The following is a 14,051-nucleotide window of genomic DNA, read 5'->3' as shown; positions in this document are numbered from 1 at the left end:
TTCCCCCGCATGCCATCTCGGACGGCGCCGCTGACCTGCCGGTTCCCGCCCGGGTTTACGCCGTCCGGGTGAGACCCGGCGGCAAATATCGGAAAGTAGCGGGTGACACTCAGGCGAAGAGAGCGTTACCTGAGTCTTCCTCACGGGGCAGTGGGACGCTCTACGGACGCCCGGTGACGGAAGAGGGCACCAAGCGGGACCACACGGACGACACAACGGTGGGGAGGCGCGGCGCGACGTGGCGAACGCGGAACACAGCGTGCGCGGAACAGCGACGACGGACACGAGGATGGGTGCGGCACGAGCCGCCCTGTGGCTCGTCGCCGCCGTACTCGCCGTACGCCAGACGGCAGCGGTGCTGCGGCAGCCCCCCGGTGAACGCCTCACCGACCTGGAGACCTGGATCGGTGAGAACGGCGTCCTGGAAGTGACGGGATCGCTGTACGACGCCGACAGATTCACCGGCACCCCGTTCGCCGGCCTGGTGCTCAAACCCCTGGCACGCTCCGCCGAGCAGAGCCTCGGCGTCGCCTGGACCTTCGGCACCCTGCTGCTCGTCGTCCTGCTCGGCCTGGTCGCCGCCCGCGCCCTGCCCATCCCCGTGTCCCGCCGCAGCACCCTGCTGGCCGCCCCGGCCGCCATCAGCCTGCTGATGCTGTCCCTGCCCGTCCGCAACAGCTTCCACCTCGGCCAGACCAGCATCATCCCCGTCCTGCTCGTGCTGGTCGGCTGCTTCGCCGTACGCGGTGAGAGACCTTCCGGCATCCTCATCGGCATCGGCGCGGCCCTCCAGCCCACCGTCCTGCTCTTCGCACCGCTGCTGTGGCTCACCGGCCGCCGCAGTGCCGCCGTGGCCGCGGGAGGCACCTTCACGGCCCTCTCGGCGCTCGCCTGGGCCGCGTTGCCCAGCGACTCGTGGACCTACTGGGTGCACCACGTCGCCGGCGCCGGCCTCGGCGCACGCCCGGACAGCCTCGCCAACCAGTCCCTGCACGGCGCGCTGCTCCGCCTCGGCATCGAGGGCCCCCTGGAGATCACCCTCTACCTGCTGCTCGCCGCCGCCGTCTGCTTCGTCGGCCTGCGCCGCGCCGTCCGCTGCACCCAGGACGGCCAGCTCCTCCTCGGCGTCGCCCTCACCGGCTGCGTCGCGGTCGCCGTCTCGCCCACCGCCTGGCAGCACCAGCTGCTGTGGGTGCTGCTCGCGATCGTCGGCCGCGTCGGCAAGCGTGCCTCCGACCGCATGCTGTGGCCCGTGCTCGTCATCCTGGCCATGACCCTGCCGGGCAAGATGCTGCTGCCCAACGTGGTCTTCCTGTATCCCGTACGCGACAACGCGCTGCTCATCGCCGCGCTCGCGGCCGCCTGCGCGGTGCCGTTCCTGCCACTGACCTCGCCGTACTTCCGCCGGCCCGTGCCCACCGAGTACGCGAAGCCGGTCGCCGCGCGCTGGGCCCGGGTGCCGCTGCTGCCGTTCTGGCGCCGGGTCCTCAGCCGCCCCAACCTGCTGCTGGAACTGCTGGTGATCCGGGTCGGCTACTCGGCCTACTCGCACATCCGCGCCGCGGCGACCGGCGGAGTGGCGGCGGCCGAGGAGCACGGCCGGCAGATCCTCTCGATCGAGCGGGCACTGGGCATCGACATCGAGCACTGGGCCAACCAGGCAGTGGTGAAGAGCGGGTGGGCGGAGGCGTTCTTCGACTTCTACTACACGTCGTTCCACTTCGCGGTGCCGCTGGGCATCCTCGGCGTCCTGTACGTCCGCCGCCCGTCGGACTACCGCTGGGCCCGCACCTCGCTGGCCTTCGCCACGGTGCTGGCCCTGCTCGGCTTCTGGCTCTATCCGTTGGCCCCGCCGCGGCTGATGCCCGCCATGGGCTTCATCGACACGGTGCACGGCCCGCAGGACCTCGCCAACCCGGACTACGGGGCGATGACGGCCGTCACCAACCAGTACGCGGCCATGCCGTCGCTGCACTTCGGCTGGTCGCTGTGGTGCGGGCTGGTGGTCCTGATGCTCGCTCCCAAGCTGTGGATGAAGCTCCTGGGGCTCGTGCATCCCCTGGCCACTGTGTGCGCGATCGTCACCACAGCCAACCACTGGGTCCTGGACGCGGCGGGCGGCGCGGCGGTCGTCGGCGCGGGCTTCGGCCTGACGTACCTGCTGGCGGGCCCCCGCCGGCTCCGGATCCCGCCGCACGCGGTCCCGGTGGCGAGGGTCGTGGAGACCGCCCGCGAGACGGAGAAGGTTCCCGCCGGGGGCACGTAACCACAGGTGGAAGCCCGGGGGTACGAGCGAGTGCCCGTGCCCCCGGGGTGGATCGTCGCGTTCAGTCAGGATCCACCGCGTGGGAGGTTTCCGCCACTTGAGCGACCTCGAACCACACGGTCTTTCCTGCCTTGCCCCGGCTGTCCACGCCCCACTTGTCGACGACGGCATCGAGCAGCGCCAGCCCGCGCCCGGACTCGTCGTCGGCCTCCGCGCGCTGGAGGACGGGCGCCTGTGACGATCCGTCCGACACCTCGACGCGTACGCCCTCCGGGTGCCGCAGGACGAGCAACCCGCAGTGCCGGCCCGGTACATGACGCACGACGTTGGCGAGCAGCTCGGTGACGGCGAGCTCGACGGAGTCGGCCGACTCGGCCAGGCCCCACAGGAGCAGGTAGCTGCGGACGATCCGGCGCACATGGCGGGCGGAGTGGGCACCGGCGGTGAGGCGCATACCGTACTGGGGAATCTCGCTTGTTCACGGTACGAGCGTGAGCTGGGACGACTACGCTCAGCTACACCGCGAATGCAACCCGTCCCGGAGTGGACGGGAGTTGAGCACGAGGGGGTACGCGTGACCCACATCAATGTCCTGGATCCGGGTGCGTCGCCGCTGGACTACTACGGGTTCGAGCTGCGGAGGTTCAGGGAGGCGGCGGGCCTCACGCAGAGGCAGCTCGGGGAGATCGTCTACTGCACGGGATCGTTGGTGGGCCAGATCGAGACGGCCCGGAAGCTGCCGACGCAGGAGTTCAGTGAGCGGGTGGACGCGGCGCTGGGTACGGACGGGTTACTGTCCCGACTGCTGGGACTGGTGCTGAGGAGTCAACTGCCTGCGTGGTTCCAGCAGGTGGCGGAGTTGGAGGCGCGCGCGACCGAGATCTGTACTTTCCATACGCACTTGGTCCACGGCCTGCTTCAGACGGAGGCGTATGCGCGCGCGGTTCTGGGTGCGATGGACCGCAGCAGGCTGGACGATCGCACCACGGTAAGGCTGGCGCGACAGCGGATCCTGGGGAAGGAAACGCCGCCGGTTCTACGGGCGATCGTCAGCGAGGCGGCGCTGCGTCAGGAGATCGGTGGTCCGGAGGTCATGCGCGGTCAACTCGCCCGCCTGTTGTCATGCGAGAACGAGCCACTGGTCAACATCCAGGTGCTGCAGTTCGCGGCGGGAACGCATGCCGGACTGCAGGGACCTTTCGATGTCTTCCGCTTTGCGAGCGACCCCGCCATCGTCTACACCGAGGGCTACGGCGTAGGGCATCCGACGGCCAACCCGGAAACGGTCAAGGACTGTTCACTCCGTTACGATCACCTCCAGGCCGCCGCCCTGTCCATCAAGGACTCAGCGGAGCTGATCCGGCGCACGATGGAGGAACGCTATGGGGAGCAGCACCCCTGAACTGACCGGCGCCCAGTGGCGTAAGTCCAGTCACAGCGGAGACCAGGGCGGCTCCTGCGTCGAGTGCGCCCCGCTCAACGGCGCCGCCTGGCGTAAGTCGAGCTACAGCAGCGACCAGGGCGGGGACTGCGTCGAGTGCGCCGAAACCCCCCACGCCGTCGCCGTCCGCGACTCCAAGGACGTCACGCGCCCCGCCCTCCACCTCTCGCGCCCCGCGTTCGCCGCCTTTGTCGCGGCCGCCGCGCATGGAGAGATCTACTAGACCCGTAGCGCAGCGAGGTAGAGCGGTCCCCCTCGCAACTGCGTCTGATCCAGTTCGCCCAGGTGCTTTCCAGCTTCCGAAGAGCCTTCCGCGCCCCGTTCGTGCGCGTACCACCACGGCTCGCTGCTGTCCGAAGCCGGGACCTGCTCGGAACGGTGCCCGTTCGGCCGCGCCCCGGGTGCGTGTCAGCGGAAAGTATGCACCCACCTGCATCTGCCGATTACTCCGAGTTATTGATAAACAGCGCGTGCCGACCGGGTGTGACGATCGATCGACTGCGCTCGGGCCAGGCTCGCCCTTGGGATCGGACGTGGAGTCCCCACCGGTCGACACGAGGAGCGCGTACATGAGCCCTGCCAACAGGACAGGGTCCCGACTGGGACCGCTGCCTCGGCGAGTGAACCGGACCGCGGGCGGCGCGATCGCCTCACTCGCGCTGGTCCTGGCGGCCGGGCTCGTCAGTCCGGTCGCGGTCGCGGCTCAGAGCATGGGCGAACGCGTGAGCGTGTCGAGCGGCCCGGGCGGCGGAGACGACAAGTGCAGGGACGGGTCGGACCGCGGCGGCAAGGACAAGTGCAAGAGGGGCCCGAAGGGCGCGACCGGCGCGACGGGTCCGACAGGTCCCACGGGTGCGCAGGGTGACCCGGGTGAGACGGGTGAGACGGGTGCGACGGGTGCGACGGGTGCGACGGGTGCGACGGGCGGGCCGGGTCCGACAGGTCCCACGGGTGCGCAGGGTGACCCGGGTCCCACGGGGCCGACGGGCCCGACGGGCGGGCCGGGTGCGACGGGACCCACAGGTCCCACGGGTGCGCAGGGTGACCCGGGTCCCACGGGGCCGACGGGCCCGACGGGCGGGCCGGGTGCGACGGGACCCACAGGCCCCACGGGTGCGCAGGGTGACCCAGGTGCGACGGGACCCACGGGTGCGACGGGACCGACCGGCCCGACGGGATCGACCGGGGCTACGGGGCCTGCCGGGCCTACGGTCAACGTCGGCGCGAGCATTTTCGGCGCCGAGTCCCAGACCATCCCGACCAACGCCGACACTCAGATCACCTTCAGTGGCGCCGCCTACGACACGGACACGATGTTCGACTCGGCGAACTCGACGCTGGTGGTCAACACCGCCGGGCGCTACCTCCTCAAGGGAAGGATCCTCTGGGACTTCACTCCGAATGACGAGGGGCAGCGTCAACTTCGTATCACCGTCAACGGCAGTGTCGTCGCCTTTGACGGGCAGGACACCGCGGACGCCCCGGTCGGCTTCGGCACCTCGCAGGACGTGTCAACGATTGTTCAGCTGAATGCCGGTGACGTGATCTCCCTCAGGGTCTTCCAGACCACCGGAAGTGACGCCACCTCGAGGTGGCTGTTCACAGGAGAGACCAACGTGGCTCCCCAGCTCCAGGCGGAGTGGCTCGCGCCGTAGGCGACGCCACGCCCTCATGGAGCAGTCCGGCTCTAGCTCGGCTGCCGCGCGGTCACCGGTGTCTCAAGCGCCTGGTGGCCGCCGCTCGCGAGCATGCGCACCTCGCCCTGGTCGCTGATCTCCGCGCGCACGATTCCGGAGTCGTCCTCGTAGATCGGGTAGCCGCCGGCCCCTGACCTCTCGGTGCGCCGGACGATGACCACGTCGTACTCCGTGGCGGACGCAAACACGAGCTCATAGGTATCTGGATACGCCATGCCCCCATCGTGGCCCGAGCCGGGCCGCGGCGCCTCCCGAGGCCCGCTCGGCGCAGCCAAGACCGCTCGTCACCCCCACTCGGTCGGTCCTTGATCACCTGCGCGTAGGTTCTGGCCATGACTGGTGAGTGGCGGATGGATCGGATCGGGGCCGCTCTGAGGGGCGAGAACCCGACCGTGTTGCGACGGCTGGAGTCGGGGTTCGCAGTGATCGGGGACGTTCAGTTCCTGCCGGGGTACTCGGTTCTCCTCGTGGATGAACCCGATGTGCAGCGGCTCTCGGACCTGCCGAAGTCCAAGCGGCTGTCGTTCCTGTCCGGGATGGACCAGCTCGGCGAGGCGGTCGAGCGGGCCTGTCGGCGTCTTGACCCGGCGTTCCGCAGGGTCAATCTGGAGATCCTGGGAAACACGGACCCCTTCTTGCACGCGCATGTCTGGCCGAGGTTCGAGTGGGAGCCGGCCGATGTGGTGGGTGCACCGGTGTGGCTCTATCCGCGTGACAGGTGGACCGACGAACAGTTCAGACTTGGTCCGCAGCATGACGTGCTGCGGGATGCGATCGGCAGCGAACTGGACCGGTTGCGCTCGCCGGCCTGACAGGTGCGGGCCGCGGCAGGTCGCGCGCCACCAGCGGCTGGCGGCGCCTGTGCCACGGGGATGAGATCGACCGAGACATTCACCGGGCAACGCCGCGGCGCCGGACGCTGGAGGGGCTACGCCCGAAGCGGACCCGGATTCCCGCCGTCCGGTGGGCAGGCCTGGAGCAGGTGCTCCATGGTGTGGACGGGCAGGGTCGGGTTCCGGGCTGCTGACTGTGCGGTGTCGGGGTCCCGCAGCAGCCGGACCAGTACCCGCGCGGGCAGCCGCGGGTGCATGGCGGCAGCGTGGCGTACGCGCCGATGCGGGTCGTCGAGGAGCCGTACCGCCGAGGCCGCTGTCAGGCGTGGGTCGGTCGCGGCCCGGTGCCCTACTTCCTCGTGGACGTCTCGGCTGAATCTCTCGACCAGCTCGGCCGTCGACTCCGGGTCGTCCAAGGCAAGTTGGCGCATCCGCGGATTCGGGTCACCGGCGTAGCGCAGGAGGTCGCGGCGGGGGAAGTTCGGGTGGCCGTACGGGCGGTCGAGGGTACTGAGGCTGCCGGTCCACCACTGCCACACCCCCAGAAGCATGTCGGCGGGTGCGTCGTCGCAGGATTCGGCGAGGAAGAGCCGTATGACACGGTCCTCGTCCCGGGCGAGGAGTTCGACGACGTCCGGTGGCAGACGCCTGGCGTGGGCGACGCTTCTGCGGACGAGAGGATGGGAAGGAGGCGGCCAGGCGCCGCATGGTGTCCGGGTCGTCGTGCAGCTCGGTGATCCAGTCGAGCGGGTGATAGTGGATGCCCGGGTCGAAGTCGATGTCGATGCCCGCCCGTTGTTCCTCGGTCAGGTCGGGGCGCTTGGAGACCTCGAAGCGGATGGCCTCGCCTCTGCAGCGGCGACGGAATGCCCGTCCTGGTCGCCGGGGCGATCATGGGCCCGGCGGTGACCATGCCGGTCGTGGCCGTAGTGCATGCGCGCCGCACGAGGCGTGGGTGGCGCCTGCCTGTGCGGTCACCCGTCTCCGCGTCCGGGAGATTCAGAAATCCGGAAGGTCCAGTCGGCTCAGGAAGCGTCCGGGCCAGGAGTAGAGCGCACCACCGAAGGAAAGATTGCGCGTGTGGGCGCTCTCCAGCAGGATCGCCAATCCGATGTCCAACCCGTCGCAGTTGCCCTGCCCGATGCCTGAGATGTTCTGCGGGTGGCGCCATGCCGATCGCGACATCGTGAGGGCGGCTCCCTCACGCCGCAGCTCGTGCCGGCGTTTGCTGCCCAGTACCTGGTACCGGTAGGAGCGCCCGGCGATGTCGATCCGCAAGGCCCGCCCGCGCGCCGTCACCGCCAGATGGCGGCGCTTCAGCTTCCCTGCCCACCCGTCGGCGGTCAGCGTCATACCGGCCAGGCGCGGCTGGTTGCGGAAGTCGATGCCCAGGAAGCACATGGGCGGAATCCCGTGCCCCGACACCCAGGCACTCACGGTTTCCTCGTTGAGATCCTCCTCCGCGGGGGACATCAGCTCAACCGGCCCGGAACCGGGGATCGTTCCGGCCCACGTGTGGGTGGCTCTCTTTCTCAGCCGCCCGTGGGTGGGGCCCACATAGGCGAGTTCGAACCGGATCGGGTTCATTCGGTGCCCCTCCTGGACAGATGCGCTGGTGAGGCTACCTCGCCCGTCACCGCCCCGGCATCCGCCACCGGCAGTCGCGAAGACGTCGCTGTTCCTGGGGGAGTGTGTTCGTTGCACACGGCCCGGTGAGTCCGGTCGTCGGTGTCTTCGTCGCCGAGTTCGATGACGGCCCGGTCGGTGTCGTCGCAGGGGCCGGGCGTGCGATGCGCCGCTCGATCTGGCACAAAAAGGGCATGGTGCTTCATCGGCGCGCATCCTGGATGCAGGGCCGGGCGGAGTCAGGAGTTCTGTCCGTAACCAGTTCTCACCAAGAGCACACGGCGCAGAAGGGAGCCGACCATGGCAGGCATACCCCCGGATGTCTGGAAGACGCGGCTCGACCGCTCGCGCGACCCCAAGCGCGAACCTGGGCCGATCAACCTGCAGCGGTACACCTTCGTCCCTACCTACGCCGGCATCGCCACCTTCTTCGGAGTGCCGCTGTGTCTCAACCAGGACGACCTGCGCGCCGGCCACGTCGACGTGGCGGTCCTCGGGGCGCCGGTGGACATGGGGTTGGGGCACCGGGGGGCGGCCTACGGGCCGCGTGCGCTGCGGGCCGACGAGCGGATCCTGCCCAACACGCCGAAGGCGCTGGTCAATCCCAGCACCCGCATCCGGCCGTTCGACGAACTCACCGTGGTCGACTACGGCGACGCCGCGGTCGACCCGTTCAGCATCGACAACTCCATGGAGCCGATCCGGGCAATGGTCCGCGAGATCGCAGAGACCGGCGCGATCCCGATCGTGCTCGGTGGGGACCACTCGATCCTCTGGCCGGACGCCGCGGCCATGGCCGACGTGTACGGGCCCGGCAAGGTCGGGGTGGTCCACTTCGACGCACACCCGGACTGCCACAACGACATGTTCGGTCACCTGGCCACGCACGCCACACCGATTCGTCGGTTGATCGAGGACGAGCACGTCCCGGGGCGTAATTTCCTCCAGGTCGGCCTGCGCAGCGCGATGGCGCCCGATGACGAGCTGTTCGGCTGGATGCGCGAGCATGGGATGCGCACGCACTTCATGGCCGAGATCGACCGCCGCGGATTCCGATGTCGTCCTCCAGCAGGCCATCGCCGAGGCGCTGGACGGGCCGGAGTACCTGTACCTATCGCTGGACATCGACGTGTTGGACCCGGCCTTTGCCCCGGGCACCGGCGCCCCGGAGCCGCCGGGTCTGACCAACCGGGAGCTGCTGCCGGCCATCCGCCGGATCTGCCACGAGACGCCCGTGGTGGGCATGGAGGTTGTTGAGGTCGTCCAGGATCTGGATCCCGGTTACACCACGACGATGAACGCCCGCCGGGCCATGTTCGAGGCCCTGACCGGTATTGCCATGCGCCGCAGGGGCCTGCCCGGTCCCGACTACCTGGACCCGGCCGTCTGCGGACCGTCCTCCGGGCGACACACCTAGCGTCCCATTTGCGGAAGAGGCAAGCTACCGGCGGCCCGGCATCGGGCTCGAGGTAGGCCGCCGGGTCGGGCCGCCGAGGCCCGGACCCGCGGGAGGCAGGGGCACGGGGGCGTGGGACGAGGTGTCCCCCTGCCTCCTCGGCCTGCGGTCAACCCGTCTCCGGGCCGGGCCTCCGTTGTGGTCCATGCGCTGTTGCTGTCACCGACGCGTCAGCAGCGCTGTCTTCGGCGGCTCACAGCGCCGATGGCGCAGCGCCGCACCTCGATGTTCCGTTCCTGATGGATCACTTCTGCGGGGAGCCGGCCGGACCGGCGGCGCCGGGGGGCGCTCGGGGAAAGCATCCTCCGCGTAAGCGGGACGGCGAGCGCCTCGGCGCCCGCAGCGCGCGGCGGGTGGCATGCTGCAGTCCCGTCGACGGCGAAGGGCTGTCCTGGGTGGGGAAGGCAGGTGTGCCGTGCGGTTTCCGGCCGAGGCGAGCCGTGATGTCGAGGTCCGCTACATGGCGGCGAGCTGCATGGGCGGCTTCGCATGGGTGACAGTCGACTTCGAGCCCCTCGAGGGCGAGGCGCTGGGCATGGAGTTCGTGAACCCCCTGAGTCCCGACGAGCTCTGGCCCGACTGCGCGCAGGCCCTGCGGCAGGGGATCCTGCGCCGCCTGGCGGGCGTGTCACGGGCAGGCATGTCCGACGACGAGCCGCACCTGCCCAGCGACGAGGAGCTGCGTGCCGGGTACCCGGTGCTGGGCGACGGCGACCGCGGCCTGATCGCCCTGCGGGTCGTCGTGCGGGCGTCCCGTGTGCACGAGGTGGACACCACCGCGTCGGCGCATCTGCGCGCCGGCTGGCGTGCGGCCGACAAGGGACTGTTCGCCGCCGCGGCGACCGACGACCCGCGCGACCGGGCCGGGGGAGCTCAGCGCGGCAGGCCAGGGTAGCGCGGGTGCCTGAGACGTGCCTTCCAGGGGCTGGTACACGAAGTCCGGCCGCTGACAGGGGGTCCACCGCGCGGTGAGCCCCCGTAGCGCAAGCACGGGCGCGGCCACGGCAATCAGTGCCGCGGCCCAGGGACGGGGCAGCCACCGCCAGGTCACCACCCAGGCTCCGCTCGCCCCTCGGCACTTCCCCGGACGGGCCGGACGACCGCGCACCACCGAGCGGGAACGTGGTCGGGCCGCCGAGGCCCGGTCCCGCGGGAGGCAGGGGCACGGGGGCGTGGGATGAGGTGGCCCCTGCCTCCTCGGTCTGTGCGGTCAACCGGTCGTGACCCGCAGTTCCTTGATGCCGTTCAGCCATGCCGAGCGCAGTCGGCGCGGGTCGCCCGCCAGGCGCAGGTCCGGCAGGGCGTCGGCTATCGCGTTGAAGATCAGGTTGATCTCCATCACCGCCAGCGACTTGCCGAGGCAGAAGTGCGGGCCGCCGCCCCCGAAGCCCAGGTGCGGGTTCGGGTCGCGGGTGATGTCGAAGCGGTCCGGCGACTCGAACACCTCGGGGTCGTTGTTGGCCGAGGAGTAGAACAGCCCGACCCGGTCGCCCTTCTTGATGTGGGCGCCGCCCAACTCCACGTCCTCGGTGGCCGTGCGCTGGAAAGAGACGACCGGAGTCGCCCAGCGCACGATCTCCTCGGCCGTCGTCCCTGGGCGCTCGCGTTTGTAGAGCTCCCACTGGTCGGGGTGGGTCAGGAAGGCGTGCATGCCGTGGCTGATCGCGTTGCGCGTGGTCTCGTTGCCGGCCACCGCCAGCAGGATCACGAAGAAGCCGAACTCGTCGGAGGACAGGTTGCCTTCGCCCTCCGCCGCCACCAGCTGGCTGACGATGTCCTTGGCTGGACACTCCTTGCGCGCCGCCGCGAGGTTCATGGCGTACGAGACGATCTCCATCGCCGCCTCGGTGCCGACCTCCTCGGTGATGGCGTACTCGGGGTCGTCGTATGCCGCCATCTTGTTGGACCAGTCGAAGATCTTGGTGCGGTCCTCCTGGGGTACGCCGATGAGTTCGGCGATGGCCTGGAGGGGGAGTTCGACCGCGATGTCGGTGACGAAGTCGAAGGTGCCGTCGTTCTTCGCCCCGGCGGCTGCGGCCTCTTCCACGATCGCGCGGGCGCGCCGCCGCAGTGCCTCCTCCAGGGAGCGCACCGCGCGCGGGGTGAAGCCGCGCTGGACGATCTGGCGGACGCGGGTGTGTTCCGGCGGGTCCATGTTGAGCATGATCAGCTTCTGGACCTCGATCTGGTCGCGGCTGATCGTCTCGTTGAAGCGGATGACCGCGGTGTTGGTGTTCGAGGAGAACAACTCGGGGTGCGTGGAGACGTGCTTGACGTCCGCGTGCCGGGTGACGGCCCAGTACCCCTCGTCGGCGAAGCCCGAGATGCCGGCGGGCTGGGTGCACCACCAGACCGGGGCGGTCTTCCGCATCTCGGCGAACTCCGGGAGGGGGACGCGGGCCTGGAGGAGGTCCGGGTCGGTGAAGTCGAATCCTTCGGGCAGATGGGGGCAGGACATCGGCAGCTCCAACTTCAGGTCTGACGGCCCATCAGAAGTTGGCCGAAAGGTAGTAACGAGTTCTACAAGTAGCAAGGGCCACGGTCGGAACTGTTGCCGGCGAGGGGTGCAGCAAGAGGCGTGCACGCCCCTTGCGTACCGGGGGTAGCACTCACGAGACTGCTAGCAGAACTAGAACGCGTACTAGTTCGCCAGTTCGGTCCTGTGGGCGCCGGGACGCCCCCACGGCCGCGCGGAGGAGAGGACGAGCTCATGGCCGCGGAACCCGTCATCGTCGAAGCCGTACGCACCCCCATCGGCAAGCGCGGAGGAGTGCTTGCCAACCTCCACCCCGCCTATCTGCTGGGCGAGACCTACCGTGAACTACTCGGCCGCACCGGCATCCATGCCGACTGCGTCGAGCAGATCGTCGGGGGCACCGTCACCCACGCCGGCGAGCAGTCCATGAACCCCGCGCGCACCGCGTGGCTCGCTATGGGGCTGCCGTACGAGACGGCGGCCACCACCGTCGACTGCCAGTGCGGCTCCTCCCAGCAGGCGAGCCACATGGTCGCCAACATGATCGCGGCCGGAGTCATCGACATCGGCATCAGCTGCGGTGTCGAGGCCATGTCGCGCGTACCGCTCGGCAGTGGGTCCAAGCACGGCCCCGGCAAACCCTTCCCCGACGAGTGGAACGTCGATCTGCCCAACCAGTTCGAGGCCGCGGAGCGCATCGCGCGCCGTCGCGGGCTGACGCGGGAGCACGTCGACTCGCTCGGGCTGCTCTCGCAGGAACGGGCGGGGATCGCCTGGGCCGAGGAGCGCTTCAAGCGCGAGACCTTCGCGGTGCAGGTGCCGACGACGGAGGAGGAGCAGGCGGCCGGCCAGGGCATGTGGCGGCTCGTCGACCGGGACCAGGGGCTGCGCGACACCTCGATGGAGGCGCTGGCCGGGCTGAAACCCGTCATGCCGACCGCGGTGCACACCGCCGGGAACTCCTCGCAGATATCCGACGGCGCCGCGGCCGTCATGTGGGCGTCCAAGCGGATGGCGCGGGCGCTCAAGCTGAAGCCGCGCGCCCGGATCGCCGCCCAGGCGCTGGTCGGCGCCGATCCGCACTACCACCTCGACGGTCCCATCGACGCGACCCGCGCGGTGCTCGGCAAGGCGGGGATGTCGCTCAGGGACATCGACCTGGTGGAGGTCAACGAGGCATTCGCGTCGGTGGTGTTGAGCTGGGCGCAGGTCTTCGAGCAGGGCCTGGAGAAGGTCAACGTGAACGGCGGCGGCATCGCGCTCGGCCACCCGGTGGGCGCGACCGGGGCCCGGCTGATCACCACGGCGCTACACGAACTGGAACGCCGGGACAAGGAGTTCGCGCTGATCACGATGTGCGCGGGCGGGGCGCAGGCCACGGGCACGATCATTCAGCGGCTGTGAGCGAGACGGGCCGGACACGGGGTCGTGCATGCGCCGCGGTGTCAGTGGTGCCGTGAGCGGGTGCCGCCTTCCGGTCAAGCTCACCCGGACCGACGCCGCCTTCACGTCAGGTAGTTGCGCACGACATCGAGGAACGCCCGCCGACTCGGGCGTATGTGCGCCCAGACCTTCTCGTCCTGCGGCTCTCCCGGGTCGTCGGGACCGTCTCTGATCACCCTCTGTACGGCGAACGCGAGACCACGTGCCGCGTCATTGACCTCGGACGCACACAGTATGTGGATCGTCTTCTGCGTCACCCACACCCTGTCGATGGTCTGCCGTGCCCGCTCCTGCCATTGCTCGTCGGTCATGTTGTGGTGATGGCGGTCCACGGCGACCCGTTCGGCTTCCTGTACCGCAGACAGAAAATCGATGAGATGGGTGAGGCGCTCGTTGCGGCGCGCCTCGGCGAGTTCGCGAACGCTGCGGCGCGCCTCGGCCCGCTCCGACGCGCGCCCTACCGAGTGCTGGGCCAGCAGCGACATCAGCCCGCCGAGTACAACGCCGATGAGTGGCGCGATCGTTGTCCACATCACACCCAACTGTGGCATTGGTGAGGTTGGTGCCACTGGCCTTTCGGGGAATCGGCGGATCCGAGCCGCCGTCGGCCGCCCCACCGGAGACTGTGCGTGCCTGGTGAGATGCTCGCCGTCGGATCGAACGACGCGGCAGACACCACGGGCTCCCCGGGCAGGCATCTTCAAACGGGACAGCCCTGGATGATCGATTCCAAGGGGTCAGTGGTCATATGCGGTCAGTGAGCGCAGGACGGGCTGTCGTGTGTGGTCGTTGTGCCAGGTCGCGGCGGTCATT

General features: G+C 69.7%; 14 protein-coding genes and 1 pseudogene. 9 read left to right on the top strand and 6 right to left on the bottom strand.

Annotated elements, in window-relative coordinates; all coding sequences use genetic code 11:
* The first annotated feature begins 289 nt into the window (after positions 1-289).
* On the top strand, positions 290-2,266 hold the full coding sequence (locus ABZ208_RS32255) for a bifunctional glycosyltransferase 87/phosphatase PAP2 family protein (RefSeq protein WP_356912996.1): 1,977 nt from the start codon (positions 290-292) through the stop codon (positions 2,264-2,266).
* A gap of 61 nt (positions 2,267-2,327) precedes the next feature.
* Here the strand turns inward: ABZ208_RS32255 and ABZ208_RS32250 are convergent, their stop codons facing one another.
* Complete coding sequence (locus ABZ208_RS32250; protein WP_356912995.1) at positions 2,328-2,720, bottom strand: ATP-binding protein; 393 nt, start codon at positions 2,718-2,720, stop codon at positions 2,328-2,330.
* Between the two features lie 120 nt (positions 2,721-2,840).
* Here ABZ208_RS32250 and ABZ208_RS32245 point away from each other — a divergent pair, with 120 nt between their 5' ends.
* From ABZ208_RS32245 to ABZ208_RS32235, 3 genes are all read left to right on the top strand, one after another.
* Positions 2,841-3,668 (top strand): helix-turn-helix transcriptional regulator, encoded by an 828-nt coding sequence (locus ABZ208_RS32245; RefSeq protein WP_356912994.1) that lies wholly within the window; start codon positions 2,841-2,843, stop codon positions 3,666-3,668.
* Positions 3,649-3,930 carry a DUF397 domain-containing protein gene (locus tag ABZ208_RS32240; RefSeq protein ID WP_356912993.1) on the top strand — a complete coding sequence of 94 codons (282 nt, stop codon included), beginning with the start codon at positions 3,649-3,651 and terminating at the stop codon, positions 3,928-3,930. Before ABZ208_RS32245 ends, ABZ208_RS32240 begins: the two co-directional genes overlap by 20 nt.
* Positions 3,931-5,020: 1,090 nt before the next feature.
* The gene (locus ABZ208_RS32235) at positions 5,021-5,362 is read left to right on the top strand and encodes a hypothetical protein (RefSeq protein WP_356912992.1); all 342 of its coding nucleotides are present in this window, start codon (positions 5,021-5,023) and stop codon (positions 5,360-5,362) included.
* Between the two features lie 32 nt (positions 5,363-5,394).
* Here the strand turns inward: ABZ208_RS32235 and ABZ208_RS32230 are convergent, their stop codons facing one another.
* On the bottom strand, positions 5,395-5,619 hold the full coding sequence (locus ABZ208_RS32230; protein ID WP_356912991.1) for a DUF6296 family protein: 225 nt from the start codon (positions 5,617-5,619) through the stop codon (positions 5,395-5,397).
* Positions 5,620-5,736: 117 nt separating this feature from the next.
* Between ABZ208_RS32230 and ABZ208_RS32225 the strand changes: the two genes are divergently transcribed.
* Positions 5,737-6,216 carry a diadenosine tetraphosphate hydrolase gene (locus ABZ208_RS32225; protein WP_356912990.1) on the top strand — a complete coding sequence of 160 codons (480 nt, stop codon included), beginning with the start codon at positions 5,737-5,739 and terminating at the stop codon, positions 6,214-6,216.
* Between the two features lie 116 nt (positions 6,217-6,332).
* Here ABZ208_RS32225 and ABZ208_RS32220 read toward each other — a convergent pair whose 3' ends face one another.
* The gene (locus ABZ208_RS32220) at positions 6,333-6,788 is read right to left on the bottom strand and encodes a hypothetical protein (RefSeq protein ID WP_356912989.1); all 456 of its coding nucleotides are present in this window, start codon (positions 6,786-6,788) and stop codon (positions 6,333-6,335) included.
* 448 nt (positions 6,789-7,236) lie between these two features.
* Positions 7,237-7,824: a hypothetical protein gene (locus ABZ208_RS32215; protein ID WP_356912988.1), complete on the bottom strand. Its 588-nt coding sequence runs from the start codon at positions 7,822-7,824 to the stop codon at positions 7,237-7,239.
* Between the two features lie 339 nt (positions 7,825-8,163).
* Between ABZ208_RS32215 and ABZ208_RS32210 the strand changes: the two are divergent.
* From ABZ208_RS32210 to ABZ208_RS32200, 3 genes and pseudogenes are all read left to right on the top strand, one after another.
* A pseudogene (locus ABZ208_RS32210) lies at positions 8,164-8,856 on the top strand (arginase family protein); the annotation flags it as partial.
* Positions 8,840-9,280 carry an arginase family protein gene (locus tag ABZ208_RS32205; protein WP_356912987.1) on the top strand — a complete coding sequence of 147 codons (441 nt, stop codon included), beginning with the start codon at positions 8,840-8,842 and terminating at the stop codon, positions 9,278-9,280. The pseudogene ABZ208_RS32210 and the gene ABZ208_RS32205, both read left to right, overlap by 17 nt.
* 454 nt (positions 9,281-9,734) lie before the next feature.
* Entirely contained in the window at positions 9,735-10,214 is a 480-nt protein-coding gene (locus tag ABZ208_RS32200; protein ID WP_356912986.1) for a hypothetical protein, read from the top strand.
* 315 nt (positions 10,215-10,529) lie between these two features.
* On the opposite strand, the gene ABZ208_RS32195 is transcribed toward ABZ208_RS32200, so the two are convergent.
* Entirely contained in the window at positions 10,530-11,777 is a 1,248-nt protein-coding gene (locus tag ABZ208_RS32195; RefSeq protein ID WP_356912985.1) for a cytochrome P450, read from the bottom strand.
* A gap of 252 nt (positions 11,778-12,029) precedes the next feature.
* Here ABZ208_RS32195 and ABZ208_RS32190 point away from each other — a divergent pair, with 252 nt between their 5' ends.
* Positions 12,030-13,199, top strand: a complete 1,170-nt coding sequence (locus ABZ208_RS32190) for a steroid 3-ketoacyl-CoA thiolase (protein WP_356912984.1) — start codon at positions 12,030-12,032, stop codon at positions 13,197-13,199.
* A 101-nt stretch (positions 13,200-13,300) separates the two neighbouring features.
* Here the strand turns inward: ABZ208_RS32190 and ABZ208_RS32185 are convergent, their stop codons facing one another.
* Positions 13,301-13,771 carry a hypothetical protein gene (locus ABZ208_RS32185; protein ID WP_356912983.1) on the bottom strand — a complete coding sequence of 157 codons (471 nt, stop codon included), beginning with the start codon at positions 13,769-13,771 and terminating at the stop codon, positions 13,301-13,303.
* Between the last annotated feature and the right edge of the window lie 280 nt (positions 13,772-14,051).

The sequence above is a fragment of the Streptomyces sp. NPDC006208 genome (assembly GCF_040613775.1).
Lineage (GTDB): Bacteria > Actinomycetota > Actinomycetes > Streptomycetales > Streptomycetaceae > Streptomyces.
The sequence above is the reverse complement of the archived record's forward strand: the minus strand, read 5'-3'. Positions and strand labels throughout refer to the sequence as shown.

What these genes read in the sequence shown, in the direction of transcription:
- ABZ208_RS32230 (WP_356912991.1), bottom strand. Translation starts at nt 5,619, where the DNA reads ATGGCGTATCCAGATACCTATGAGCTCGTGTTTGCGTCCGCCACGGAG.
- ABZ208_RS32250 (WP_356912995.1), bottom strand. Translation starts at nt 2,720, where the DNA reads ATGCGCCTCACCGCCGGTGCCCACTCCGCCCGCCATGTGCGCCGGATC.
- ABZ208_RS32195 (WP_356912985.1), bottom strand. Translation starts at nt 11,777, where the DNA reads ATGTCCTGCCCCCATCTGCCCGAAGGATTCGACTTCACCGACCCGGAC.
- ABZ208_RS32215 (WP_356912988.1), bottom strand. Translation starts at nt 7,824, where the DNA reads ATGAACCCGATCCGGTTCGAACTCGCCTATGTGGGCCCCACCCACGGG.
- ABZ208_RS32220 (WP_356912989.1), bottom strand. Translation starts at nt 6,788, where the DNA reads ATGCTTCTGGGGGTGTGGCAGTGGTGGACCGGCAGCCTCAGTACCCTC.
- ABZ208_RS32235 (WP_356912992.1), top strand. Translation starts at nt 5,021, where the DNA reads ATGTTCGACTCGGCGAACTCGACGCTGGTGGTCAACACCGCCGGGCGC.
- ABZ208_RS32205 (WP_356912987.1), top strand. Translation starts at nt 8,840, where the DNA reads ATGACGAGCTGTTCGGCTGGATGCGCGAGCATGGGATGCGCACGCACT.
- ABZ208_RS32185 (WP_356912983.1), bottom strand. Translation starts at nt 13,771, where the DNA reads ATGTGGACAACGATCGCGCCACTCATCGGCGTTGTACTCGGCGGGCTG.
- ABZ208_RS32255 (WP_356912996.1), top strand. Translation starts at nt 290, where the DNA reads ATGGGTGCGGCACGAGCCGCCCTGTGGCTCGTCGCCGCCGTACTCGCC.
- ABZ208_RS32240 (WP_356912993.1), top strand. Translation starts at nt 3,649, where the DNA reads ATGGGGAGCAGCACCCCTGAACTGACCGGCGCCCAGTGGCGTAAGTCC.
- ABZ208_RS32190 (WP_356912984.1), top strand. Translation starts at nt 12,030, where the DNA reads ATGGCCGCGGAACCCGTCATCGTCGAAGCCGTACGCACCCCCATCGGC.
- ABZ208_RS32225 (WP_356912990.1), top strand. Translation starts at nt 5,737, where the DNA reads ATGACTGGTGAGTGGCGGATGGATCGGATCGGGGCCGCTCTGAGGGGC.